This window comes from Chitinophaga pollutisoli, assembly GCF_038396755.1.
GTDB classification, from domain to species: domain Bacteria; phylum Bacteroidota; class Bacteroidia; order Chitinophagales; family Chitinophagaceae; genus Chitinophaga; species Chitinophaga pollutisoli.
In genome coordinates, this window is the sequence record NZ_CP149822.1 from 5,875,903 (window position 1) to 5,894,918 (window position 19,016).

The 19,016-nt window shown below is 56.3% G+C and carries 14 protein-coding genes; 7 read left to right on the top strand and 7 right to left on the bottom strand.

The annotated features are described in order from the left end of the window. Positions 1-2 precede the first annotated feature (2 nt). A complete protein-coding gene (locus WJU16_RS25045; protein ID WP_341836089.1) occupies positions 3-992 on the bottom strand; it encodes a histidine kinase in 990 nt (329 codons plus the stop codon). 143 nt (positions 993-1,135) lie between these two features. On the opposite strand from WJU16_RS25045, the gene WJU16_RS25050 reads away from it, so the two are divergent. Both WJU16_RS25050 and WJU16_RS25055 read left to right on the top strand, forming a co-directional pair. Further along, positions 1,136-1,309, top strand: a complete 174-nt coding sequence (locus tag WJU16_RS25050) for a hypothetical protein (RefSeq protein ID WP_341836090.1) — start codon at positions 1,136-1,138, stop codon at positions 1,307-1,309. Then, positions 1,306-6,507: an AAA domain-containing protein gene (locus WJU16_RS25055; protein ID WP_341836091.1), complete on the top strand. Its 5,202-nt coding sequence runs from the start codon at positions 1,306-1,308 to the stop codon at positions 6,505-6,507. The genes WJU16_RS25050 and WJU16_RS25055 overlap by 4 nt, the downstream gene beginning before the upstream one ends. 77 nt (positions 6,508-6,584) lie before the next feature. Here WJU16_RS25055 and WJU16_RS25060 read toward each other — a convergent pair whose 3' ends face one another. Next, the gene (locus tag WJU16_RS25060; RefSeq protein ID WP_341836092.1) at positions 6,585-7,958 is read right to left on the bottom strand and encodes an exonuclease domain-containing protein; all 1,374 of its coding nucleotides are present in this window, start codon (positions 7,956-7,958) and stop codon (positions 6,585-6,587) included. Positions 7,959-8,126: 168 nt separating this feature from the next. Between WJU16_RS25060 and WJU16_RS25065 the strand changes: the two genes are divergently transcribed. From WJU16_RS25065 to WJU16_RS25080, 4 genes are all read left to right on the top strand, one after another. Further along, the gene (locus WJU16_RS25065) at positions 8,127-8,705 is read left to right on the top strand and encodes an outer membrane beta-barrel protein (protein ID WP_341836093.1); all 579 of its coding nucleotides are present in this window, start codon (positions 8,127-8,129) and stop codon (positions 8,703-8,705) included. Between the two features lie 108 nt (positions 8,706-8,813). Next, complete coding sequence (locus tag WJU16_RS25070; protein WP_341836094.1) at positions 8,814-9,629, top strand: mechanosensitive ion channel domain-containing protein; 816 nt, start codon at positions 8,814-8,816, stop codon at positions 9,627-9,629. A 133-nt stretch (positions 9,630-9,762) separates the two neighbouring features. Then, entirely contained in the window at positions 9,763-10,005 is a 243-nt protein-coding gene (locus WJU16_RS25075; protein WP_341836095.1) for a hypothetical protein, read from the top strand. A gap of 39 nt (positions 10,006-10,044) precedes the next feature. Then, on the top strand, positions 10,045-10,293 hold the full coding sequence (locus tag WJU16_RS25080; RefSeq protein ID WP_341836096.1) for a hypothetical protein: 249 nt from the start codon (positions 10,045-10,047) through the stop codon (positions 10,291-10,293). A gap of 98 nt (positions 10,294-10,391) precedes the next feature. Here WJU16_RS25080 and WJU16_RS25085 read toward each other — a convergent pair whose 3' ends face one another. The 3 genes from WJU16_RS25085 to WJU16_RS25095 all read right to left on the bottom strand — a co-directional run bounded on the left by WJU16_RS25085 (position 10,392) and on the right by WJU16_RS25095 (position 14,315). Further along, positions 10,392-11,111 (bottom strand): SRPBCC family protein, encoded by a 720-nt coding sequence (locus WJU16_RS25085; protein WP_341836097.1) that lies wholly within the window; start codon positions 11,109-11,111, stop codon positions 10,392-10,394. A gap of 79 nt (positions 11,112-11,190) precedes the next feature. After that, a complete protein-coding gene (locus WJU16_RS25090) occupies positions 11,191-11,775 on the bottom strand; it encodes a type 1 glutamine amidotransferase domain-containing protein (RefSeq protein WP_341836098.1) in 585 nt (194 codons plus the stop codon). Positions 11,776-11,885: 110 nt separating this feature from the next. Then, on the bottom strand, positions 11,886-14,315 hold the full coding sequence (locus tag WJU16_RS25095) for an AsmA-like C-terminal region-containing protein (RefSeq protein ID WP_341836099.1): 2,430 nt from the start codon (positions 14,313-14,315) through the stop codon (positions 11,886-11,888). 58 nt (positions 14,316-14,373) lie between these two features. Here WJU16_RS25095 and WJU16_RS25100 point away from each other — a divergent pair, with 58 nt between their 5' ends. After that, positions 14,374-15,177, top strand: a complete 804-nt coding sequence (locus WJU16_RS25100) for a M90 family metallopeptidase (protein WP_341836100.1) — start codon at positions 14,374-14,376, stop codon at positions 15,175-15,177. A 4-nt stretch (positions 15,178-15,181) separates the two neighbouring features. Here WJU16_RS25100 and xrtN read toward each other — a convergent pair whose 3' ends face one another. Together xrtN and WJU16_RS25110 are read right to left on the bottom strand one after the other, a co-directional pair. Next, positions 15,182-16,513 (bottom strand): exosortase N, encoded by a 1,332-nt coding sequence (xrtN, locus tag WJU16_RS25105; protein ID WP_341836101.1) that lies wholly within the window; start codon positions 16,511-16,513, stop codon positions 15,182-15,184. Beyond that, a complete protein-coding gene (locus tag WJU16_RS25110) occupies positions 16,492-18,990 on the bottom strand; it encodes an XrtN system VIT domain-containing protein (protein WP_341836102.1) in 2,499 nt (832 codons plus the stop codon). The genes xrtN and WJU16_RS25110 overlap by 22 nt, the downstream gene beginning before the upstream one ends. Positions 18,991-19,016 lie beyond the last annotated feature (26 nt).

Consider the following 19,016-nt stretch of genomic DNA (forward strand, 5'->3'; position numbering starts at 1 on the left):
TATTAGAGCATGGGCATGGATACAGTGAATTGGGTGTCTCCATCTTTCACAATCACTTCCTTCTCCCCCAACAATTTATACATCTGCTTCAGCTGCAGCAAACCTTGTTTGTTCGAAGGGGCAAGCTGCCGGCGGATTTGCTTGTTATTCGACACCACGATATATCCGTCTTCCTCGTAAACACGAATGTACAAGGGGTGTTCGGGATGGATTTCGTTGTGCTTGATGGCATTGTCGATCAGCATCTGGAGTGATAGCGCGGCTACGCCCTTGTCTTCCTGTGAAGGGTTGATATCGATATCGATCGCCAGGGCGTCACCGAACCGGATTTTCTGGAGTGCGGTATAGTGCCGCAGCATATCCAGCTCAACCGACAGCGGAGTTACGCCATTGTCTTTATTTTCCAGCGCATGCCGGTATATTTTCGACAGGTGTCGGATGAATTCGGAAGCCAGCGTCGGATTGGTTTGCGTGAGGCTGTCCAGCGATGTGAAGGCATTGAACAGGAAGTGGGGATCGATCTGGTTTTTAAGATGCTGCAACTGCATTTGCAAATTTTCCCGTTTGATCCTTTCTTCCTTTACAGCATTGTTTTTCCAGGCCTGGAAGTAATGCTGACCGATCAATGCAATATTAATGATAATGGAAAGGTAAGGGGAGTACATGAGGGGTATTCCCACGAGGTTGCTGAACGGCAGGTGCAGCAGGAACACAAGCATGCCGATGCTGGTGACGATACCGCCTGCAATAAATCCAACGAGTAACTGAAGGATCATCCTTCCCGCTTCGCTTTTTTCGAAAGGCAGCAGGCGGTCGAGCAGCCGGTGTATGCGGGCAAGCATGAACCAGAGCATTTGCACGACGGGTACGGAAATGGCGGCGACAATCACGCTGAAGCTGGGCGACATCATCAAACCGATAAAGAATGCGGCGATCATGATGAGGAGGGTGATGGCAATACGAACGGCGTGCTTTTTTAGAAATTTGGACATAGGGGCGAAATTTAGCATGTTTTTTAAATGGATTGAAATGAAATGATGGGAGAAGCTGCCAATAATCAGGCGGGTGCGGGCGTTATAGGAAGCCCGCATGTCGCGCGGATATGCTTTGGAATGTCCTTTCACATTCATTTTCAATGCAAAATATCCAGCCGCCCGCTGCCGGTGAAACGGAATGCAGGGAAGCGGAAAGATTTTGCAGCGAAGCGGAAAATGAAGGCTTTCCGGGCTTTGCGCGGGGAGCGGAAATTGGTAATTTTGACCGGCCGGCAACCGAACCCCCGGCCCAGGGTTTTAATCTTTTACATTGACGATAATCTCATTCCGGCAGTTCCTGCAAACTGCTTTCCAGCATGGACCATACACCACCGACGACGTTATAGCGGCCGTTCTCCCGTTATTCTCCGACGTGCAGGCGTTGCACGACGATGGAAAAGTGGCGCCATTTGACCAGGAGGCCGTTATCCTGGCCACCGCCCGCACCCTCCGCCTCCACGCCGAAGCGGCCCACCCGCCTCTCGAAGCCCCCGAAAAAGTGGAAGCCCTCTTCAACGGGCATAACCCCCACTTCGAGGTGATCGACAAAGTGCGGCTCCCCGAAGGCCAGGCCGCCGAAACGCTCCGCGTACACACCGATACCGGCAAGCCCCTGCGCCATGCCGCCTATATCCCCGGTTACCGCAGCTACGAAATGCTGCTGGGGCATCACGACGAACAGACTGACATTTTCGTGCTGGGGCTCGTCCTGGCCAGCCTGGCCCACGGCCTTGATCTGCATGATCCGGAAACATTGCCGGCCTTGGTTGCCCAACGCGAGCGCCCCCTCCTGCACCGGCCCCTCCACCCCGCCCTCGGCACCCTCATCACCGAAATGACCGAGCTGGACCGCAGCCATCGCACCCGCGACCTCCGTGAAGCCATCCACCGGCTGGAAAATTACCGCGACTTCGATCCCGAAAAGCAAACCGACCTGGCACAGGTAGCGGGTTGGGTAACGCACGACCGCAGCGAGAAGCAGCAGATCATCCTTCACAAACTGCGCAACCGCCTTTTCGATACCAGCCGCCGCAACCGGCTGCTGTTTTATAAGCCCAACGCACGATTTGCCAACCTCACCTTCGGCAGCGTGCCCATGGTGCTGCACCACCAAAGTATCCGGCCAGAATTGCTATTCACCTGGAACAGCGATATCGCCGCTAAAGTGGTGTCCATGGGCGATTTGCCCCTTAACAAATACCTCCGCTTCGAAGACCATCCCTACCTGCCTGCCGTGCTGAACAAAATCCGGCTCGAAGCCCAGCGCGACGTGCAGGAGTTCGGTTTCTCGCAACTGAAGCTGGTGGCGGCATTCCTGAAATGGCACAACCTGGCGGAGGATCCGCAGGAAAGCATCCACAGTCCGCTCCTGCTGCTGCCCGTGGAGCTGAAAAAGAAGAAACAAACGGGGGGCGACCAATACGTGCTTTCCGTGACGGATAATAACGCGGAAGTCAACCCGGTGCTGGCCAACCGCCTCCGTGAGCTGTTCGGGATCGAATTGCCGGACAGCGTGGACCTGGAGGAGATGTCGCCCGAAATGTTCTGCGAGCACATCCGCCGGCAGGTAGAGGGCGCCAACCGCGGCATTGTCCTGCAATATCTCCGCAAACCCCGCATCCGCCTCATTTACAAGGAAGCCCGCGAAACGGCGGAGCAATACCGCAGGAAAACGGCCGGGGCGGAGGTACCGAAGCCCAAAGATGCGCCCGCCGAAACCGATGAGGTAACGGAAAAAGAGTTGTTCGAATGGGCCGAAGCCGAAGCGAACCCATACCGCTGGGAGTTCGATATCTGCCAGATGGTGTTGGGGAATTTCAATTATAAAAAGATGAGCCTGGTGCGTGATTACAACGCGGCCATCGAGCAGCGGCAGGGGCACGGCGTGTTCGACCACCTGTTCAGCGACCATCCCCGGCCATTGGACGAGGAGATGGAACTGCCCGCCCTGCCGGAAGAATGGTTCCATGTCATACAAGCCGATCCCACGCAAACGCGCGCGATCCTGCAGGCGCGGAAGGGAGAAAGCTACGTCATCCAGGGGCCTCCGGGCACGGGGAAAAGCCAGACCATCACGAACCTGATCGCTGATTTTGTAGCGCGGGGGAAGAAAGTGCTGTTCGTTTGCGAGAAGCGCGCCGCGCTCGACGTGGTGTACCATCGCCTGCAGCAACAGGGGCTGGCGGATCTGTCTTCGTATATTCATGACAGTCAGGCCGACAAGCGCGCTTTCATCAAGGATCTCAAACTGAGTTATGAAGCCGCGCTCAAGCCGGACACTGATTTGCATACGATCACCCTCCGCCGCGACGCGCTGTTGCACAACCTGCGGCGGCAGTTACTGCTCCTGCAGGAATTCCACGACACGCACGCCGGCGAAACCGATTCAGCGGGCGTTCCGGTTCGCACGCTCATCGAAAGGCTGTTGTCACTCAAACCGTTGATCCCTGCTGCGGATGCGGAAACGGAAGAACTGGTGCCCGGATACCTGCAATGGCTGCAGTTCGGAAACGTGGTAGAGCAATTGGGACAGGCGCTGGAGGAAACGGGCGCCGAACCGGTGTTTGCCGCCCATCCCCTGAGCCGGGTGCATGAAAGCGTGTTCATTTCCGCGCAACCTATTCATACGCTGAAACAATTAACAGGCGACGCCCTCGCGCTCGTGGAACAACTCGAAAGCGCGCGGGAACACGCTGCCCGGTTGAACGAACTGAAGTCGCTCGTTTTGCAGGCAACCTTGCTGCTGCCATTGGCCAGTGCGGGGCTCCTCCGCCTGGTGGACCCTTCTCACCCCGATGCCGTTACCTTCGAGCGCCGTTTCGCGGAAGTGAAAGCCCTGCAGCAGGCGGCCGTTGAAGCCGCTGCGCAGAACACGGGATGGCGTCAGAAATTATCCCCTGAAGATGTTCTGGCGGGGTTGGAAATTGCGCGCCGGCACGAAGGTTCCTTCTGGCGGTTTTTATCCGGGAAATGGCGCCGGCTGAACAGGACGCTGCGGGAACAATTCGATTTTTCGTCGCGCGCCGTAGCACCTTCCGCTGCGTCGCTGCTGGAGCAGCTGCAACAGGAATACGATGCCGCGGCAACAGCATCCCGTGCCCGGAAGGCGCTCGAATCGGACTATCGCATCGCCCAGCTGGAGATGACCTGGCTGGCGGTGGAAAGATTGCGGACGAAACTGCACGAGCCATCCCTCCAATACCTCCTGCATCACCCGCAGGCGCCCGAAACCGTGCGTACCCTGGCCGCGTTGCAGGAACCTTTGCTCAAACTGGAATCAATCCTCTCCCAAACCCTCGCCGATCCTGCCCCACAGCCTTTCGGTGAGCTGGCCGACCTGCTCGAGGGCATCCGTCTCAACGCGCCCGCCCTCGAAGCATTGCTGCCCGTTTTAGGTAATTACACCAGCCTGCCGGGAGGGTTCAAATACGCGCTCCGCCGCCTTCCCTGGACGCCCGGAGAGCTGGAAGCCGGTATGGCCGGTAAATCGCTCCGGCAATTGTACCGTTCCAATAAAGCCTTCGCGCAAACGGGCGCCCACAACCTGGAACAGGCCGTAGCCACGGTGAAGCATTGCTATGGTGAATTGTTACAGCTCAACGCCGCCTATATCCGCGCCAACATCCGCCGCCAGTTCCTCGACAACGTGCAGCGCAGCCAGAAGGCCGATGAGACCTATATGGAAGGGCGCCGCATCCTCGAAAACGAGTTCTCCAAAAGCATGCGGTATAAAAGCATCCGCGAGCTTTGCTCCCGCGCCAGCGGCAGGGTGCTGCTGGATCTCAAGCCCGTATGGCTCATGAGCCCGCTCAGCGTCAGCGACGCCTTCCCGCTCGACCAGCCCTTCTTCGACGCCGTGATTTTCGACGAAGCCTCGCAGATCACGCTGGAAGAAGGGGTGCCGGCGCTGTATCGCGCACCGCAAACCATCATCGTGGGCGACGAAAAACAAATGCCGCCCACGGATTTCTTTTCCGCCCGTACCGGTGACCCCGACGATCTCGGCGCAGATCCCGCAGAGGATGAGTTGCTCAGCGCGGATGCAGACAGCCTCCTGACCCAGGGCGCCCGCAAAATGAACAGCTTCATGCTCGGGTGGCACTACCGCAGTCATTTCGAAACCCTGATCAGTTACAGCAACCACGCGTTCTACGACGCGGAACTGCTCACGATCCCCGATCGCAGCGAGCACGGCGTGCCGCGGCCGCATATCAGCGTGGCGCAGCCGTCGGACGCGTTGTTTAACATCAAAGCCCTTTTCGACCGCAGCATCAGTTACCACCATCTTCCGCAGGGCGTGTACGCCAAACGCGGCAACACGGCGGAGGCCACTTACATCGCGCACCTGGTGCGGGAGTTATTGCTGAAGCGGACCAAAGACAGTATTGGCATCGTGGCGTTCAGCCAGGAACAGCAGGGCGCCATTCATGCGGCGCTGGATGCGCTGGCGGAACAGGATACCACGTTCGATGATCTCCTGGAAGAAGCGCAGGCCCGCACCGAAAACGGACAATTTACCGGCTTGTTCGTCAAGAATTTGGAAAACGTGCAGGGCGATGAGCGCGATATCATCATCATGAGCGTTTGCTATGCGCCGGATGCCCGTGGCAAGATGTCGATGCACTTCGGGCCTATCAATAAAAAGGGCGGCGAAAAACGCCTGAACGTGATCTTCAGCCGCGCCAGGCGGCACATGGCGATCGTCAGCTCCATCAAACACGGTCAGATTACGAATCTTTACAACCCCGGCGCCAATTTCCTGTCGAAATTTCTACAATACGCGGAACAGGTGAGTAGCGGCAACATGAAACAGGCGCGTATCGTGCTCGACATGCTGACTTCCGCCCGCCCGCAGGGCCGTTTCCGCAGCGGCGACACCGTGGTGCTGCAGGAAATCCGCGAAGCTTTGGAGAAAGAAGGGCTAGAAGTGACCGAACAGGTGGGCCAGAGCGGGTTCCGTTGCTCACTGGCTGTGAAATCGAAGCCGCAGGACGCGCACTTTGCGCTGGGCATCCAGGTGGATGATGAAGCGTGGTACCTGCACGATAACGTGCTCGAACAATATTATCAGCGTCCCGCGGTGATGGAAACATTCGGCTGGCGGACAATGACCGTTTACGCGAAGGACTGGCTGGCAGCGCCGGAAAAGGTGCTGGAAGACATTCTCAAGCGCCTCGGGAAGCAACCCGCCGCCAATGGCGCAGCCGACATAAAGGAAAACGGCGTGCCTGAAGGCGCCACCCGCCTGCTTACGGGCGAGGGCAAACAGGAGAAATTCTGGGAAATCAAAGCTTCCGGCGCGAAACTGCTCATCCGCTATGGCAAAACCGGGACGCAAGGCCAGATCGAAGTGAAAACCTGCATGAACGACGCGGATGCGGCAAAAGAGCTGGAAAAGGCGGTGGCGGAGAAAAAGCTGCTGGATGGCGGGCCACTCCATGATGGGAACCATAACCATGCGGTAGGGATATAGTAGTCGCTCAGTACAGATACCGTACTACAACCGTACTATGTCGTAAAATAACAATAGGATGTGCCGTTTTGGTCAATTTAGGCGGGCACCTGTACCAATCTGCCTGCATTATTGTTGGCATAAGTGCGTAAAAGGTTGAGGATGAACTCGTTTTCCGGATATTGCGTCAGCAGGTCTTTTAGCATGGCGGTATCGGACACGGCTACATCGCGGGGAACGTATCCCATGCCGTAGAATTTCCCTTTTTCCATGAGGATGCAGCTTTGCTCGGTGGCTTGCCGCCCGGCGTCGAGGATGAGGAAGGAAGGTTGGGCGGATTGAAGATGCCCGATCGCTTCCAGGACGCGTTGGTTGTATTTCGCCGGTTTTTCCTTTTTCTCGCAGGCGCCTTTGCAGGTTTTTTCGGCCATGCCGGCACAGGGATCGGGGCTCGTTTGCAGGAAGCAGAGCTTCGGGCACAGCTTGAATTCCCGGATCAGCTGGCGCAATAGGTTATGGCCTTCGGCCAGGAGGTTGAAGGCGAACACCGGCGTGGTGTATTTTCTTCGCTTTTCGATGGCCAGGCGCAAGTATCCCTGCTGGTCTTCGAACGTATAAAAACCGAATTTGGATTCCACGCGCTTTTGCGCATTGTTGTATTGCGGCCACAGGCGGCGGATCTCGATGGATTCAAGGATGAATGCCATCAGTTCCGTGCCGGTTTTCTCGAATGTTATGCTATGGATGTTGCGGAGGAATTCCTGCCGCTGGCGGCCGGCGCTGTTGCCCGTGAAATGGCTCGTCACGCGTTTGCGGATGTTCCGGGCTTTGCCTACGTATACCACTTTCCCTTTTTCGTTATGGAAATAATACACCCCGGGAGTCGACGGCAGGTCGTCGACATATTCCTGCGGCAGGTGCAGCGGCAGCCATTTGTCTTTGGACCGGGCATTGAGCGCCTGGGAAATGGCGCCCTGTTTATCAGCCGCGAGCATCAGTTCAAAGAGGCGGACGGTGGCGCTGGCGTCTCCGGAAGCGCGGTGGCGGTTCACAATGCCTATATTCAGTTGACGGCAGAGGTTGCCCAGGCTATAGGATGGGAAGCCGGGGAAAACTTTGCGGCTCAGGCGCACGGTGCACAGTTTCTTCGACTGGAGCTTATAGCCGCAGTAGTCGAGCTCGTGGCGGAGGAAGGAATAGTCGAAATTAACGTTGTGCGCGATAAAGATCTGGCCGTGGAGGAGGTTGAAGACGTTTTCGGCGATGTCTTCAAACAGGGGAGCGTCGGCCACCATTTCGTCGGTGATGCCCGTCAGCGCCTGGATATACCTGGGGATGGGGATGCCAGGGTTCACCAGTGTTTCGTATTTCCCGGTGATCTGCATGCCGTCGTGCAGGAAAATGGCTACCTCGGTGATCTTCCCCGCGCTGGCGTGCCCGCCGGTGGTTTCGATGTCTACTATCGCGTACATACGGCAAATATACTGCATCAAACGCAGTGTATCTGCGTAGCGCTACGGGTATTGCGGGAAATACTCATTTTGAAAACCCGGTAGCAATACTGAGATATTTTGACGCCGGCCGGGATATTTTTGCAGCCATAATCCCAAAAACGTCATCTCAAAACCATCTTTTCAAACATGAAGAAAATTTTATCAGCATTCCTCCTCGTGAGCGGCCTTTTCGGCTCCGCTGCGGCACAGGATCAGCAGAACTATGTGCAGGCCGGCATCGGATTCGGCAACACCCTCGATTATGCTTCGGGCGCCAAGGGCATGCCCACCCTGAATTTCACCTACGAGCGCATGTTGCCGTTCAAAGTTGGTCCGGGTACCTTCGGGGCCGGGATCACCGCTTCGTACCGCAGTGTGAAATGGGAAAGCACGTTTCTGGATTATGAAGACGTGGAAACCCTGGGCAAATGGAAGTACAGCAACATGGTGATCGCCCTGCGCGGCGCCTATCACCTCAGTTCCGAGATCATCAAAGTCGAAAATCTCGACCTGTACGGCGCCCTCCAGCTCGGCGCGCGCCTTTCCAAAACGAAGTACACCGGCACGGCGGACTACGGCGAAGGCCGAACTAATATCAAAGACAATGACGTGCATGTAGGCTTCATCGCCGGCGCCCGTTATTTCTTCACCCCCGGCTTCGGCGTATATTCCGAACTGGGATACGATGTAACCTGGATCAAACTCGGCGTCGTAGGCCGTTTTTAATACCTGAAAAATACTTCCCGGCTGGTGACGCCGGGAATCAAGGGCGAACCTGCTTCCTTCCCGGGAGCAGGTTTTTTTGCTGTGGTGCAGAATTTGCTTTTCAGGGGTATGGAATGGACTTACCTTATCTACGAAAAACTCAACCGCTGGGGACAGGCAACCATCAAAATGCTCCCCAATCTCGCATTAGCGATTGTTATTTTCCTGGTTTTTTACTTCCTGGCGCGGCTGGTGAAAAAGTTCGTGTACAAGCTTTCCTGCCGCATTTCCGATAAAAAGGCCATCAGCAACCTGTTCGCCGGTGTGGCCTATTTCATCGTCTTCGCCATCGGATTATTTTCCGCGCTGGAAGTATTGAAGCTGGATAAAGCCGTATCCTCGCTCCTGGCGGGCGCCGGCATCCTGGGGCTGGCCCTGGGTTTCGCTTTCCAGGATCTAACGTCCAACTTTATTTCCGGCATTTATATCACATTCCGCAAACCTTTCGACACCGGGCACGTCATCGAAACCAATGGTTTCACCGGCACCGTGGAGAACATCCAGTTCCGCTCCACCACCATGCGTACCTCCGACGGGCAACATCTCATTATCCCCAATAAAGACATCTTCCAGAAACCCATCATCAACCATTCCCTCACAACAGAAAGAAAAATAGAACTGCGCCTGCTCATTCCTTTCAACAAGGACCCCGCGCCCGTGCTCGATGATATCGTGAAAACAGCCATGGGCGTAGTCAATCAGTTAAAAACCGGTACCGTTCGGAAAGCGCCGGAAGTCTGGTTTGAAAACATCGAAGGCACCAATCTTAAATTGCTGGTAACGCTCTGGATCTCCAACCGGACCGATGTATCCTTCAACAAATCCCGCCACCAGCTGATTCTACGGCTGCTGGACGCGCTCCGGCAAAAACAACTATTACCCTGATTCCCCGCCAGTAGAGCCGATTACCCACTCTGTACCGTACCTGCCCTACCTTTTCCTGCTGTTGGTGCCTGGTACGGGTGGACCGGTTATTGCCCGTTTTTATTGAAAATGTTCATCTTAAAACCGTTTCATCATGCAAAAGCTCAGCAATTGGCAGGACAAACGGACACCTGCCCGGAATAATCCCCTCAACACCGACTTTACGCCCGGGGGCGAACAGGAAAGATGGCCCGAAGACCCCGAGGCAGTAGCATACAACAACGACCTGGTGAGCGATCCTGACCGGTTAAAAGAAGATCCGAACAATGATGAGGAACAGTACGACGATATTGAAGATCAGTGGGAAGATGTTGTCCGCACGTATAAAATCTATTAAGTAACCATATCAATTTGATAACCATTAAACGTGAATCACATGAAATCGACGATCACTCCCCTGAGTCTCATTATCGCCTTCGTGGTGGTTGCGATGAGCCAAGCCTGGAGCAGTCAGGCCGGACTTTCCGCACCTGCCGGTTCGACGCCTTCGGTTCATTGGACCGATACGGTTCCCATGGAGCCGGGCGACACTACTCCTAAGAAAAAGAAGAAGAAAGACCGCAAAGAGCGTGAAGATACATCCAACACGCCGCGGCCGGATACTTTCCGCACCTCTAAGCCATAGCATACAGGATGTACGGATTACACGAAAATGGCTGTTTCCAGTGAAGGGAACAGCCATTTTTCTTTATGGGTTAGTGATCCGGAGATCTGCCCCGCGTTTCAGCCATGCGCGGTGTTATCCGCTTTGGGAAACGCTTCCAGATGCTGTTTGAAACGATTGATGTCGTGCCTTACCAGTTGCGCGAACGCTGGGTTCATCAACCGGGCGAGCCCTGCGCCCATGAACCCCGCCGGCGGCCGGTAGGTAAACGTGACGAGAATTTCCGTTGCCTCCCCTTCCGCATCCCGGAAACGCACCTTGCCCGCATTGGCGATGGCCGCCCCTTCGGTGGAGCGCCAGGCCAGTTCCTCACCGGGCTTGTCTTCCGTGATCTCTGCGTCCCATTCCAGTGTTACATTGCCCGCGAGCTTGATGGTCCAGTGCGAATGTTTCGAATCCACCACTTCCACGTCGTGCAGGTGTGCCATGAAGTTCGGCAGGTTATTCAGCTGCCGCCAGTACGCATATACTTCGCCCCTGGGCCGTTTCACGATCATGGACGTCCGGATGTTGACAGCGCGTGCGTGCCGCGGGCGCTGCTCGTCGTCGATGGCCGCCGTGATCGGGCAGTTGCCCGAAAGCCCCCTGTATAGCAGGTAACCGCCTACCAGGAGACGGCCGATGTTCTTAAAGGGCGATTCCTTCATGCCCGCGATCGCCAGGTACACCAGCGATGCGCCCGCAGCCGAGGAAATGATCCTGCCGGTTTTGGATACGTTGATAACAGTGGATTGTTCGTAGAGCATGCCCGCGCGGGGACGGTTGTTGTTTTGATTCATATGCTGAGTAAATGGGATTCTAACTGTCTAATATAACAAAGCTCTTAGCGCAGTGTTTAATTTCCGGGCTGATTAAATTCTATCCCAGCTGATGTACACCCCTGTTCCTGGACAGGTGCTGGCCTTCGGCGATTTCTTCCACCATTTTGGCGCAGAAGGCAGGCAGGTCTTTCGGACTGCGGCTGGTTACCAGGCCGTTGTCGGTCACTACTTCCTGGTCTACCCAATCGGCGCCGGCATTGATGAGGTCGGTTTTGATGGAATGGTAGGATGTCATTTTCCTGCCCCGCACGGCGCCGGCTTCGATGAGCGTCCAGGGGCCGTGGCAAATGGCGGCGATGGGCTTGGCTTCTTCCATGAACCCTTTCACGAAACGCACCGCTTCTTCGTTGGCGCGCAGGAAATCGGGGTTCATTTGTCCGCCCGGCAGCACCAGCGCGTCGTAGTTTTCGGACGAAGCGCGGTCTACCGTTTCATTCACTTCATATTCGCCGCCCCAGTCTTTTTCGGCCCAGGCTTTTACTTTGCCCGGTTCGAGGGAAACGACGGTCACCTGTGCGCCGGCGTTTTTCAGCGCGGCTACGGGCTCGGTAAATTCTGATTCTTCAAACCCGTTCGCAACCAATACGGCTACTTTTTTGTCTTGCAGCGATTGTTTTTCCATGACAGTAGTTTTTAACACGTTGATTAAAAACATAATCCTGCAAAAACGGTTCCTTCCTCCCCTCAGGTGGAAATTGCCTGTCGCCGGGGCTGAATTTCCTCATTCCGGGGTCAGTCGCCTTTCCCGAGCTTGAATTTCACCTTGCCGTCGTCGCCGTCCACGGCGTGGAGGTTCACGACGATGCCGCTTTTTCTGCGTTTGCGCAACTCCTCGGCGTCGGTCACCAGTTCATCTTTCTTCGGATTGCGCAGCGGTACTTTCAGCTTGATATCGGTCCCTTTGGGAATGCCGTACGTCCCTTCCACTTCGATGTTCAGCACGCTGGAAGCGATCAGCATGGGATGGATGTAAATCTTGTTGCCGCGGATGTCCAGCGTATTGCGGATGTTTTCGAAAGTGATGTTGGACATGTCCCGTTTCCGGAAAACGAATTTTCCCACGTTTACCAGCGGTTCGAAATTCAGGAGGGCTCCTTTGTTCAGGTTGAAGCTGACGCTGCCGTTGATGGATTTGGGCTGGATGCTGATATCTTCCTTCACTCCCCCTGTCACTTTTACCTTCGCGGAAAATACGCCGCGGAGATTTTTGGCCGTGATGCCGTCCTGCCCGAAATTCTCGAACGCGTGGAAGAGCTGGTCTACCTGTACCTGCCGGATATCCGCGTCTACGTTGAAGCGGTCGCCTTTTGGCTGCTGGATGATGGCGCCGCTCAGCTGCATTTGCCCGCCCACTGCGTTCAGTCCCACGTTATTGAACCGGACGCCATCCTGCCCCATCTGCACATCCGCTTTCACGTTGCTGGCGTTGAATTTCCGGTAGCGTACCTTATCGAGCGCCACTTTCATGTGAACGCTGGACAGTTCAAGCATGGTGTCGAGCTGGCGGGAAAAACGCGCGCGCATATGGCGGTTTTGCCTTGTCTGGGCGTGGGATTTATCCTTGGCGCGGCGGCCGAATAAAGACTGGAATTCGTTGAGATTGATCATCGGGCTGCGGACGTTCCAGTTCAGTACGATTTTTTCCGGAGCGGAGAAATACAGGTTGAGGATGTTGAGGATGCTGCCGTCCATTTCAACTTTGCTGGCGCCCGATTGCACACGGATATCCCGGAGATAAAGGTGGCCCTGGGTGAAGTCTAGCCGTGCATTGCAGTCGGAGACGGCCAGGTTGCGCGGCACGTAAGTGAAGGCGCCGTCTTTGATTTGCACGAATCCTTCCAGAGAACCGGCCAGCGTATCCTTCGCGTCCCAGGAGCCGGCGTATTGAAGGTCCACTTCCGCCTGCCCCGCATTGAAATGAAAAAGGTGATGATCCAATGCATGCGTGAGCCGCACCAGCGGAAATTTCGACCGGAAGCGCCCGGTGAGCAAGGGTTTTTGCAGGTTGAGGATGCGGATGGTGTCGGCGGTGACGGGAATGCTGTCGTATTCCGCGGAAAAGCGGTACACGCTCAGCCGTGAATTGGCGTCGTTGTGGCCCTGGCCGGGGAATACTTCGTTGAGGAAAGCGCCGTCGAAGTTGACTTTCTCCAGCGCGAGGTTGGCGCCCGTCAGCCGGTTATCGCGTACCTGCCAGGTAACACGGACGTACGGCGTATCCCGGAACTTCATATGCCCGCGGATGTCGGCGGCCACATTCAGCGGCTGCGCGAAATCGATGGGTGAAAGTTTGGCGGTGATATTGGGTGTCACCAACGTGGTGGCGAATTTGAAGGGGATATTATCGGCGTTGATCTGCAGGTGGAAGGCCGGCGGGGTTTCGGAAAAAATGAACTCGCCTGCGAGCTGGACGGGCTGCTGGTCGAACCGGATCATTTGCTGCGGGATGCGAAGCTTTTTATCGGCGGCGATGAACTTTAGGTCCATGGGGCCTGAGAGCGTTTTGCCTTTTGCGTAGCTGCCCTTGGTGGTGTTGAACTGCATGTCGGCGATAAGGATTTCGGGATGGATGCGGGCCTGCCATCCTGAGTCGTTTTCCTGCATGCGGCCTTCGAGCTGTTTCACGTCGAACTGGAAATGTTTCCATTTCTGCTGGTTTTCCAGTGTGATGCGTACGTCTTTGAAGGAAAACGCACTGATGACGGGTGAGGGTTTGGCGGCTGTGGAGTCTTTTTTCCTGTCTTTCCCTTTGAGGAGATATCCGTTGGAATAGCCGAGGCTGTCGGTATACAAGTAAACTTCTCCGTGCTCGATGCTGACTTCCCGGATGGAAACGCTGCGGCGGATGAGGGCGAACGTGTGTACTTTGACGTAGACTTCCTTCAGATCGAGCAGTGCATGGTGATGCCGGTCGTAGAGGCTATCTTTCAGGGATACGTCTTTGAGCGTAACGGAAATCTGGGGGAAGCTGCGCACGAGGGAGGGTTCCATGTCGCGGATAACGAGGTCGCCGTTAAGGCGCTCGCTGAGCTGGCGGGTGATTTCGGCGAGGATATCGGCCTTGCGGCTACGGATAACGAGGGCCAGCACGAGCCAGAGTACGACTACCAGCAACACGAGGCTGCCGGCGGTGATGAGGGTGATTCTTAACCAGCGGGGCATGTACGGGTCTGTTGATTGTTTGCATTTTAAAACAATTTTCCTTCGTAAATTGTTGCCGATGGCATTTAATTTGGAATTTGCACAAGTGTTGCCCGTATTGATCCCCGTGGTGGTGATCGCATTTCTTTTCTGGTGGTTCTACCGGCCGAGGAAATCGGCCCCCGGCGCCGTTCCCGCCGGAACAGCCGGCATGCTCGAAGCGCATGTCCGTTATTACCAGCAGCTCACGCCGCCCGAAAAAGAGCGCTTTTCCAGCGAGGTGGAGGCTTTCCTCGGGCATGTGACCATCGAGGGCGTGGGTACGGAGGTAGAGGATCTGGACAGGATCCTCATCGCGGCGAGCGCCGTTATTCCCATCTTCAGCTTCCCCGGCTGGAAATACCGCAATCTCACCAACATCATTCTTTACCCGGATACGTTCGACGAGCATTACCAGTTCGAGGGCGACCGGCGCAATATCCTCGGGATGGTTGGCAGCGGGCATATGAACGGGCAGATGCTGCTTTCCCGCAGCGCCCTGCGCGCGGGTTTCTCCGAACACGCCGGGCAGAGCAATACCGCGATCCATGAGTTTGTGCACCTGGTAGATAAAACGGACGGGTACGTGGACGGTCTCCCGCAATCCTTGCTGCACAATATTACCAGCCTGCCGTGGCTGCAGGTGATGCACGAAGAAATCCGCAAGATCGAATCCGGGCATAGCGAGATCAACCCTTATGCGGCTATGAACCAGAGCGAGTTCCTGGCGGTGACGGCGGAGTATTTCTTCGAGAAGCCCGACAGCATGCAAACCCATCACCCCGAATTATACCGCCTGCTCAGCGAAATCTTCAGGCAGGACCCCGCGGCCCGCGCCTCCTGATACATCATTCCAAACCCATCGCCAGCCGGATGGCGCCATTCTGCCGCGCCCGGCGGATCTCCGCGATGAGGGCTTCCCTGCTGGATGCCGTCACGTTTACAAGTGAAAAGCGTTGGCGTTTGGCAAGGGCGTTCCAACGCCACTCGAACTGGGAAACCGTTTGCACCGATCCGCAGTCGTACCACCAGGCCGTGTACAGCCGCTCCTTCCCTTTCTCCAGCACGCCGGTAAACAGCGGGATCCCGGCGATCTGTTCCTCTTTCACTTTCCGGAAAGCAAACCCGCTCCCCTGCCAGCAGATGGTAGGATGGTGATCGGTGTAATAGCCGTCTTTGATTTTCTTCACATACCACAAAGCGCCGTCGCGCTCCAGTTTCAGGACACCGTCTTTCATCGCGGTAGCTGTAAACCCCGGCACCACGGGAGTTGTGGCGGTTTCTACTGTTTTCGGAAGGTTTACTTTGTATGCCAGCAAAAAGATGCAGGCGGCGAGCGACAGGTGCGCCTGCAGCACGATGTATCGCGGGTGCTGCGCGGTTTCGGCGCGTACTCCGGGTGTTTTGCCGAAACGGTTGACCAGGCGTGGTGTGAGATAGAATATGGGGGTGAGCACATAGAGCCCCAGGCAGAGGAGTCCTACCACGTCGTGCATGATATCTCCGGGCAGGATATGGAACTGCACGAGCAGCACGATGCGGAAGAGGTTGGAGCCGGTATTGAGGCAGAGAATGAAACCCAGCCAGCCGAGGAGCGCCCATAGCGGCAGGGTTTTGCCGGTTTTCTTCTGCGCGATGCCAACCGCCGCGATCCCGCAGAGGATGGCCGTCACCATCATGCTGAGGCCCATGCAGGCAGGGTCTACAGAGAATTCCGCGCCGTTGAGGTGCATTGCATTGCCTTCGGTGGTTACCTCCCGCCCTGCCAGGCGCAGGATGGCGCCGGCAAAGCGGGTCAGGTGCAGGCGGATAGGAAAGGTAAATATGTTGGTAACGTACTGGAAGATGGGGGCCATGAGCATGAGCGCCATCACGGGCAGCGCGTTGATTTTGCCGAAGCAGCTTTCGGCCAGGAAGCATAATGCCAGCACGAGCGTGGCGAAGAGCAGCGTTTTGGCTGGTACCATCCAGGCCAGCAGGCAGCAGGCCAGTGCGGCGTAAAAGTAACGCAGGTTGCGTTTGTTGCCCGCATCCGCCCGCAGTACGACCGGCACCGTCGCCGCTCCGAGGATAAACCCGTTGGAGCCCCACTCCATATAATCATCCAGGGCAAACAGCGCGATGCCGGCGTAAAGGGCCGTCCATATCAAGGCGGGAACTATGCGTTGGAGACGGTCCATCTGCGGCGGTTAAGGTATATGTACAGGGATACAATAGCAAGGACAATGAGCGCCCATTCATGGGGTTCCGGCACTGCGCCGTTACCGTTGAGCGAAGCGTTTTTCAGGCTGTTGCCTTCGTCGTGGATACCGAAGCGGTCATAATCCTGCTGCGTTTCGAGCACCACCAGGCTGCTGATGGGCGACACCACGTAGGCCTCTTTGGCGGCGGCTACCAGGTGCTCCTGCCCCTGGCTGCCCGTTATCAGGCCTTTGCCGGTTTGCTGGAGGATGTGGTTGTAGGCGAAAAGGCGCATGAGATGGTCGGGCGCGGTGCCGGTGGCGGAACTGTCTGCCCGGCGGACGATCGCCGCTTTCGCTTCGTCGATGACCACTTTATCCGGTGTTTCGGGATCTTCGGCGAAGAGGCCCTTGTTCAGCAGTTCCCGCAGTTGCGTGACGTTGCCTTGTTCGTACCGAAAGGCCCGCGCCGCTTTGAGGCTGGCCAGGTACGGAGAAAGCCGGGTGCCGAGATCGTACAGGCGGATTTTGGGGAACGCGGGATCGGCGAGCCTTTCCGCCAGTTTCAGCCTGAAAACGCTGCCTTCCAGGTCCGTCAGCGCCGGGGAAACCGTGGTGTTCTTCGTGATCACCAGCGCGCCCGCAGGGTCAGGGATGCGGTGGAAAGGGAATAAGCTGAAACGATTATCCAGCAGCGGTTCCACGTGTTCACGGAAGTTCTCTTTGGTGAGTGAAACGAATTTGTCGCCGGCGAATGTTTTTATGGGAATGTTGCCCGCCATCCCGAAGATCGTCCGCATATCAGCGCGTGTCCAGGAATGGTTGATGTCGAGATAGATGGCAGAAGTGGAAACGGAGGACCGCTCCGGTTCATACGCCTGTATCGTGTACGCGTTTCCGTTGAATGCGAAGGTTTGGGGCCGGAGGGGCACCAGGGGCATTTCCAGTTGCCAGTTTGGCCGGTAGGCCCCTTCCCTTTCGAGTAGCGTACCGTTGCGGGCGAAGCCTGCGGGTTTGACGGCCGGGAGCTGATCGCCTTCGTTGGTGATGCTGGTATATTCGGTGGCGCGGCGGAAAACGGGGCCCCTGAAGGCGATGTTGTAGTAGATCATCTTGCCGCCTTCCACCTTCAGCGGCGCGGTAACGCCGATCTTGAACACCCTCGAATCCATGCTGTTTACCGGGAAAACCCGTAGGGAAACGGTATTGCCTTCCTGCCAGCGCACCAGCGAAGGGTCGCGCTGCTCCACGCCTACAATGGTTTTGTAGGCGGTGTCGGCTTTTTCCTTCGTGGTGAGGATGGCCTTTTCTTCTTTCCCGTTTATCCATAACGAAAGAGATGTAACCACGCCGCCTTCGGGAAGTTCGAAGGAGTAGATGCCTTCGGCGGCGCCCCATCGCGCGGCATTGTATACGGTGATGGATTTTTCGGTGTAGGCCAGGTGTTGTTCCGGCCATAGCCTGATGCAGGTGTGAACGTAGGTGGTCGACAGCTTATCGCCCGACCAGAGGCGCTCCTGGGCTTCGTGGCGGCTGTCGTACAGGGCCTCCAGGATTTTGATGCGGTCGGCATGGTCGGGGCGCAGCGCGGGGCTGAAGAGGTGGGCGATGGTGACGAGGGGATCGTGAAAATTCCGGGCGTCGAAATTCCGGTTGGGCATATCGAAATCGAAGAGGTTTTGTAAAACTTCGGAAGTGGTGAACACGAGCCCCGTTTTCAGGACGCGATCGTTCACGAAGCCCGGCCGGAGCTGATTGGCGGTTTCGACCCAGGCGGGTAATTCATCCGATCCTTCGATCATTTTGCGGTTATAGGCTTGATTGATGTCCTGTACGATCATCGCGTAGCGGATACAAAACGCGGCGACGATGAGCAGGGAAAGCGCCGCCCCGGTGAGGGCGGGCTTTCCGAGTTGCAGGTTTCGTATGGCGGAGATGGTGTGGTAAACGAGAAAGGCGGGCACAAAAGCGTGGAAGCCCAGGCCGAGCAGAATGATACCGACGGCTGCAAAAGGAAACAGCGGGATGCAGCAAATTGCAAGGTAGGCGAACAACAGGGTCGCCACGCCGGCGGAAATGCCCAGCAAAGCGCGGCCCCAGCCCGGCAAGAGATCCGCATACCGGAACGTGAGCAGTGTGGCACCGGAAATGACGAGCAAAACCGCTTGCCAGGTGGTGCTTTCATCGAAGACGGGGATCTCGCGGTTGAGGGCGTAGCAGCTGACGAGCCAGAGGAGCCATAGGACAGTTTTGATGTCCTTGCTATAGGGCTTTTTCCGTTCCATGGTCATGTAGCAGATCAAACAAAGGATGGCAAGGCCGGCGTGGACGACGAATAAGGTAAAGAGCGTGTCTCCCCGGGGTGTGTCGATGAGGTTACCGAAGCAATAAAGTAACAGGCTGAATAGCAATGCTGAAATGTAAGTCAGGTACCGGTGGTCGAGGAGTCGTTGTTTGAGGGATCTTTTGTTTTCCATGGTGAAAAGTACTTTGTGATTCAAAG

Coding starts and splice junctions, on each gene's coding strand:
- WJU16_RS25110 (WP_341836102.1), bottom strand. CDS start 18,990: ATGGAAAACAAAAGATCCCTCAAACAACGACTCCTCGACCACCGGTAC.
- WJU16_RS25085 (WP_341836097.1), bottom strand. CDS start 11,111: ATGAATCAAAACAACAACCGTCCCCGCGCGGGCATGCTCTACGAACAA.
- WJU16_RS25065 (WP_341836093.1), top strand. CDS start 8,127: ATGAAGAAAATTTTATCAGCATTCCTCCTCGTGAGCGGCCTTTTCGGC.
- WJU16_RS25100 (WP_341836100.1), top strand. CDS start 14,374: ATGGCATTTAATTTGGAATTTGCACAAGTGTTGCCCGTATTGATCCCC.
- WJU16_RS25095 (WP_341836099.1), bottom strand. CDS start 14,315: ATGCCCCGCTGGTTAAGAATCACCCTCATCACCGCCGGCAGCCTCGTG.
- WJU16_RS25090 (WP_341836098.1), bottom strand. CDS start 11,775: ATGGAAAAACAATCGCTGCAAGACAAAAAAGTAGCCGTATTGGTTGCG.
- WJU16_RS25080 (WP_341836096.1), top strand. CDS start 10,045: ATGAAATCGACGATCACTCCCCTGAGTCTCATTATCGCCTTCGTGGTG.
- WJU16_RS25050 (WP_341836090.1), top strand. CDS start 1,136: ATGCAAAATATCCAGCCGCCCGCTGCCGGTGAAACGGAATGCAGGGAA.
- WJU16_RS25045 (WP_341836089.1), bottom strand. CDS start 992: ATGTCCAAATTTCTAAAAAAGCACGCCGTTCGTATTGCCATCACCCTC.
- WJU16_RS25060 (WP_341836092.1), bottom strand. CDS start 7,958: ATGTACGCGATAGTAGACATCGAAACCACCGGCGGGCACGCCAGCGCG.
- xrtN (WP_341836101.1), bottom strand. CDS start 16,513: ATGGACCGTCTCCAACGCATAGTTCCCGCCTTGATATGGACGGCCCTT.
- WJU16_RS25070 (WP_341836094.1), top strand. CDS start 8,814: ATGGAATGGACTTACCTTATCTACGAAAAACTCAACCGCTGGGGACAG.
- WJU16_RS25075 (WP_341836095.1), top strand. CDS start 9,763: ATGCAAAAGCTCAGCAATTGGCAGGACAAACGGACACCTGCCCGGAAT.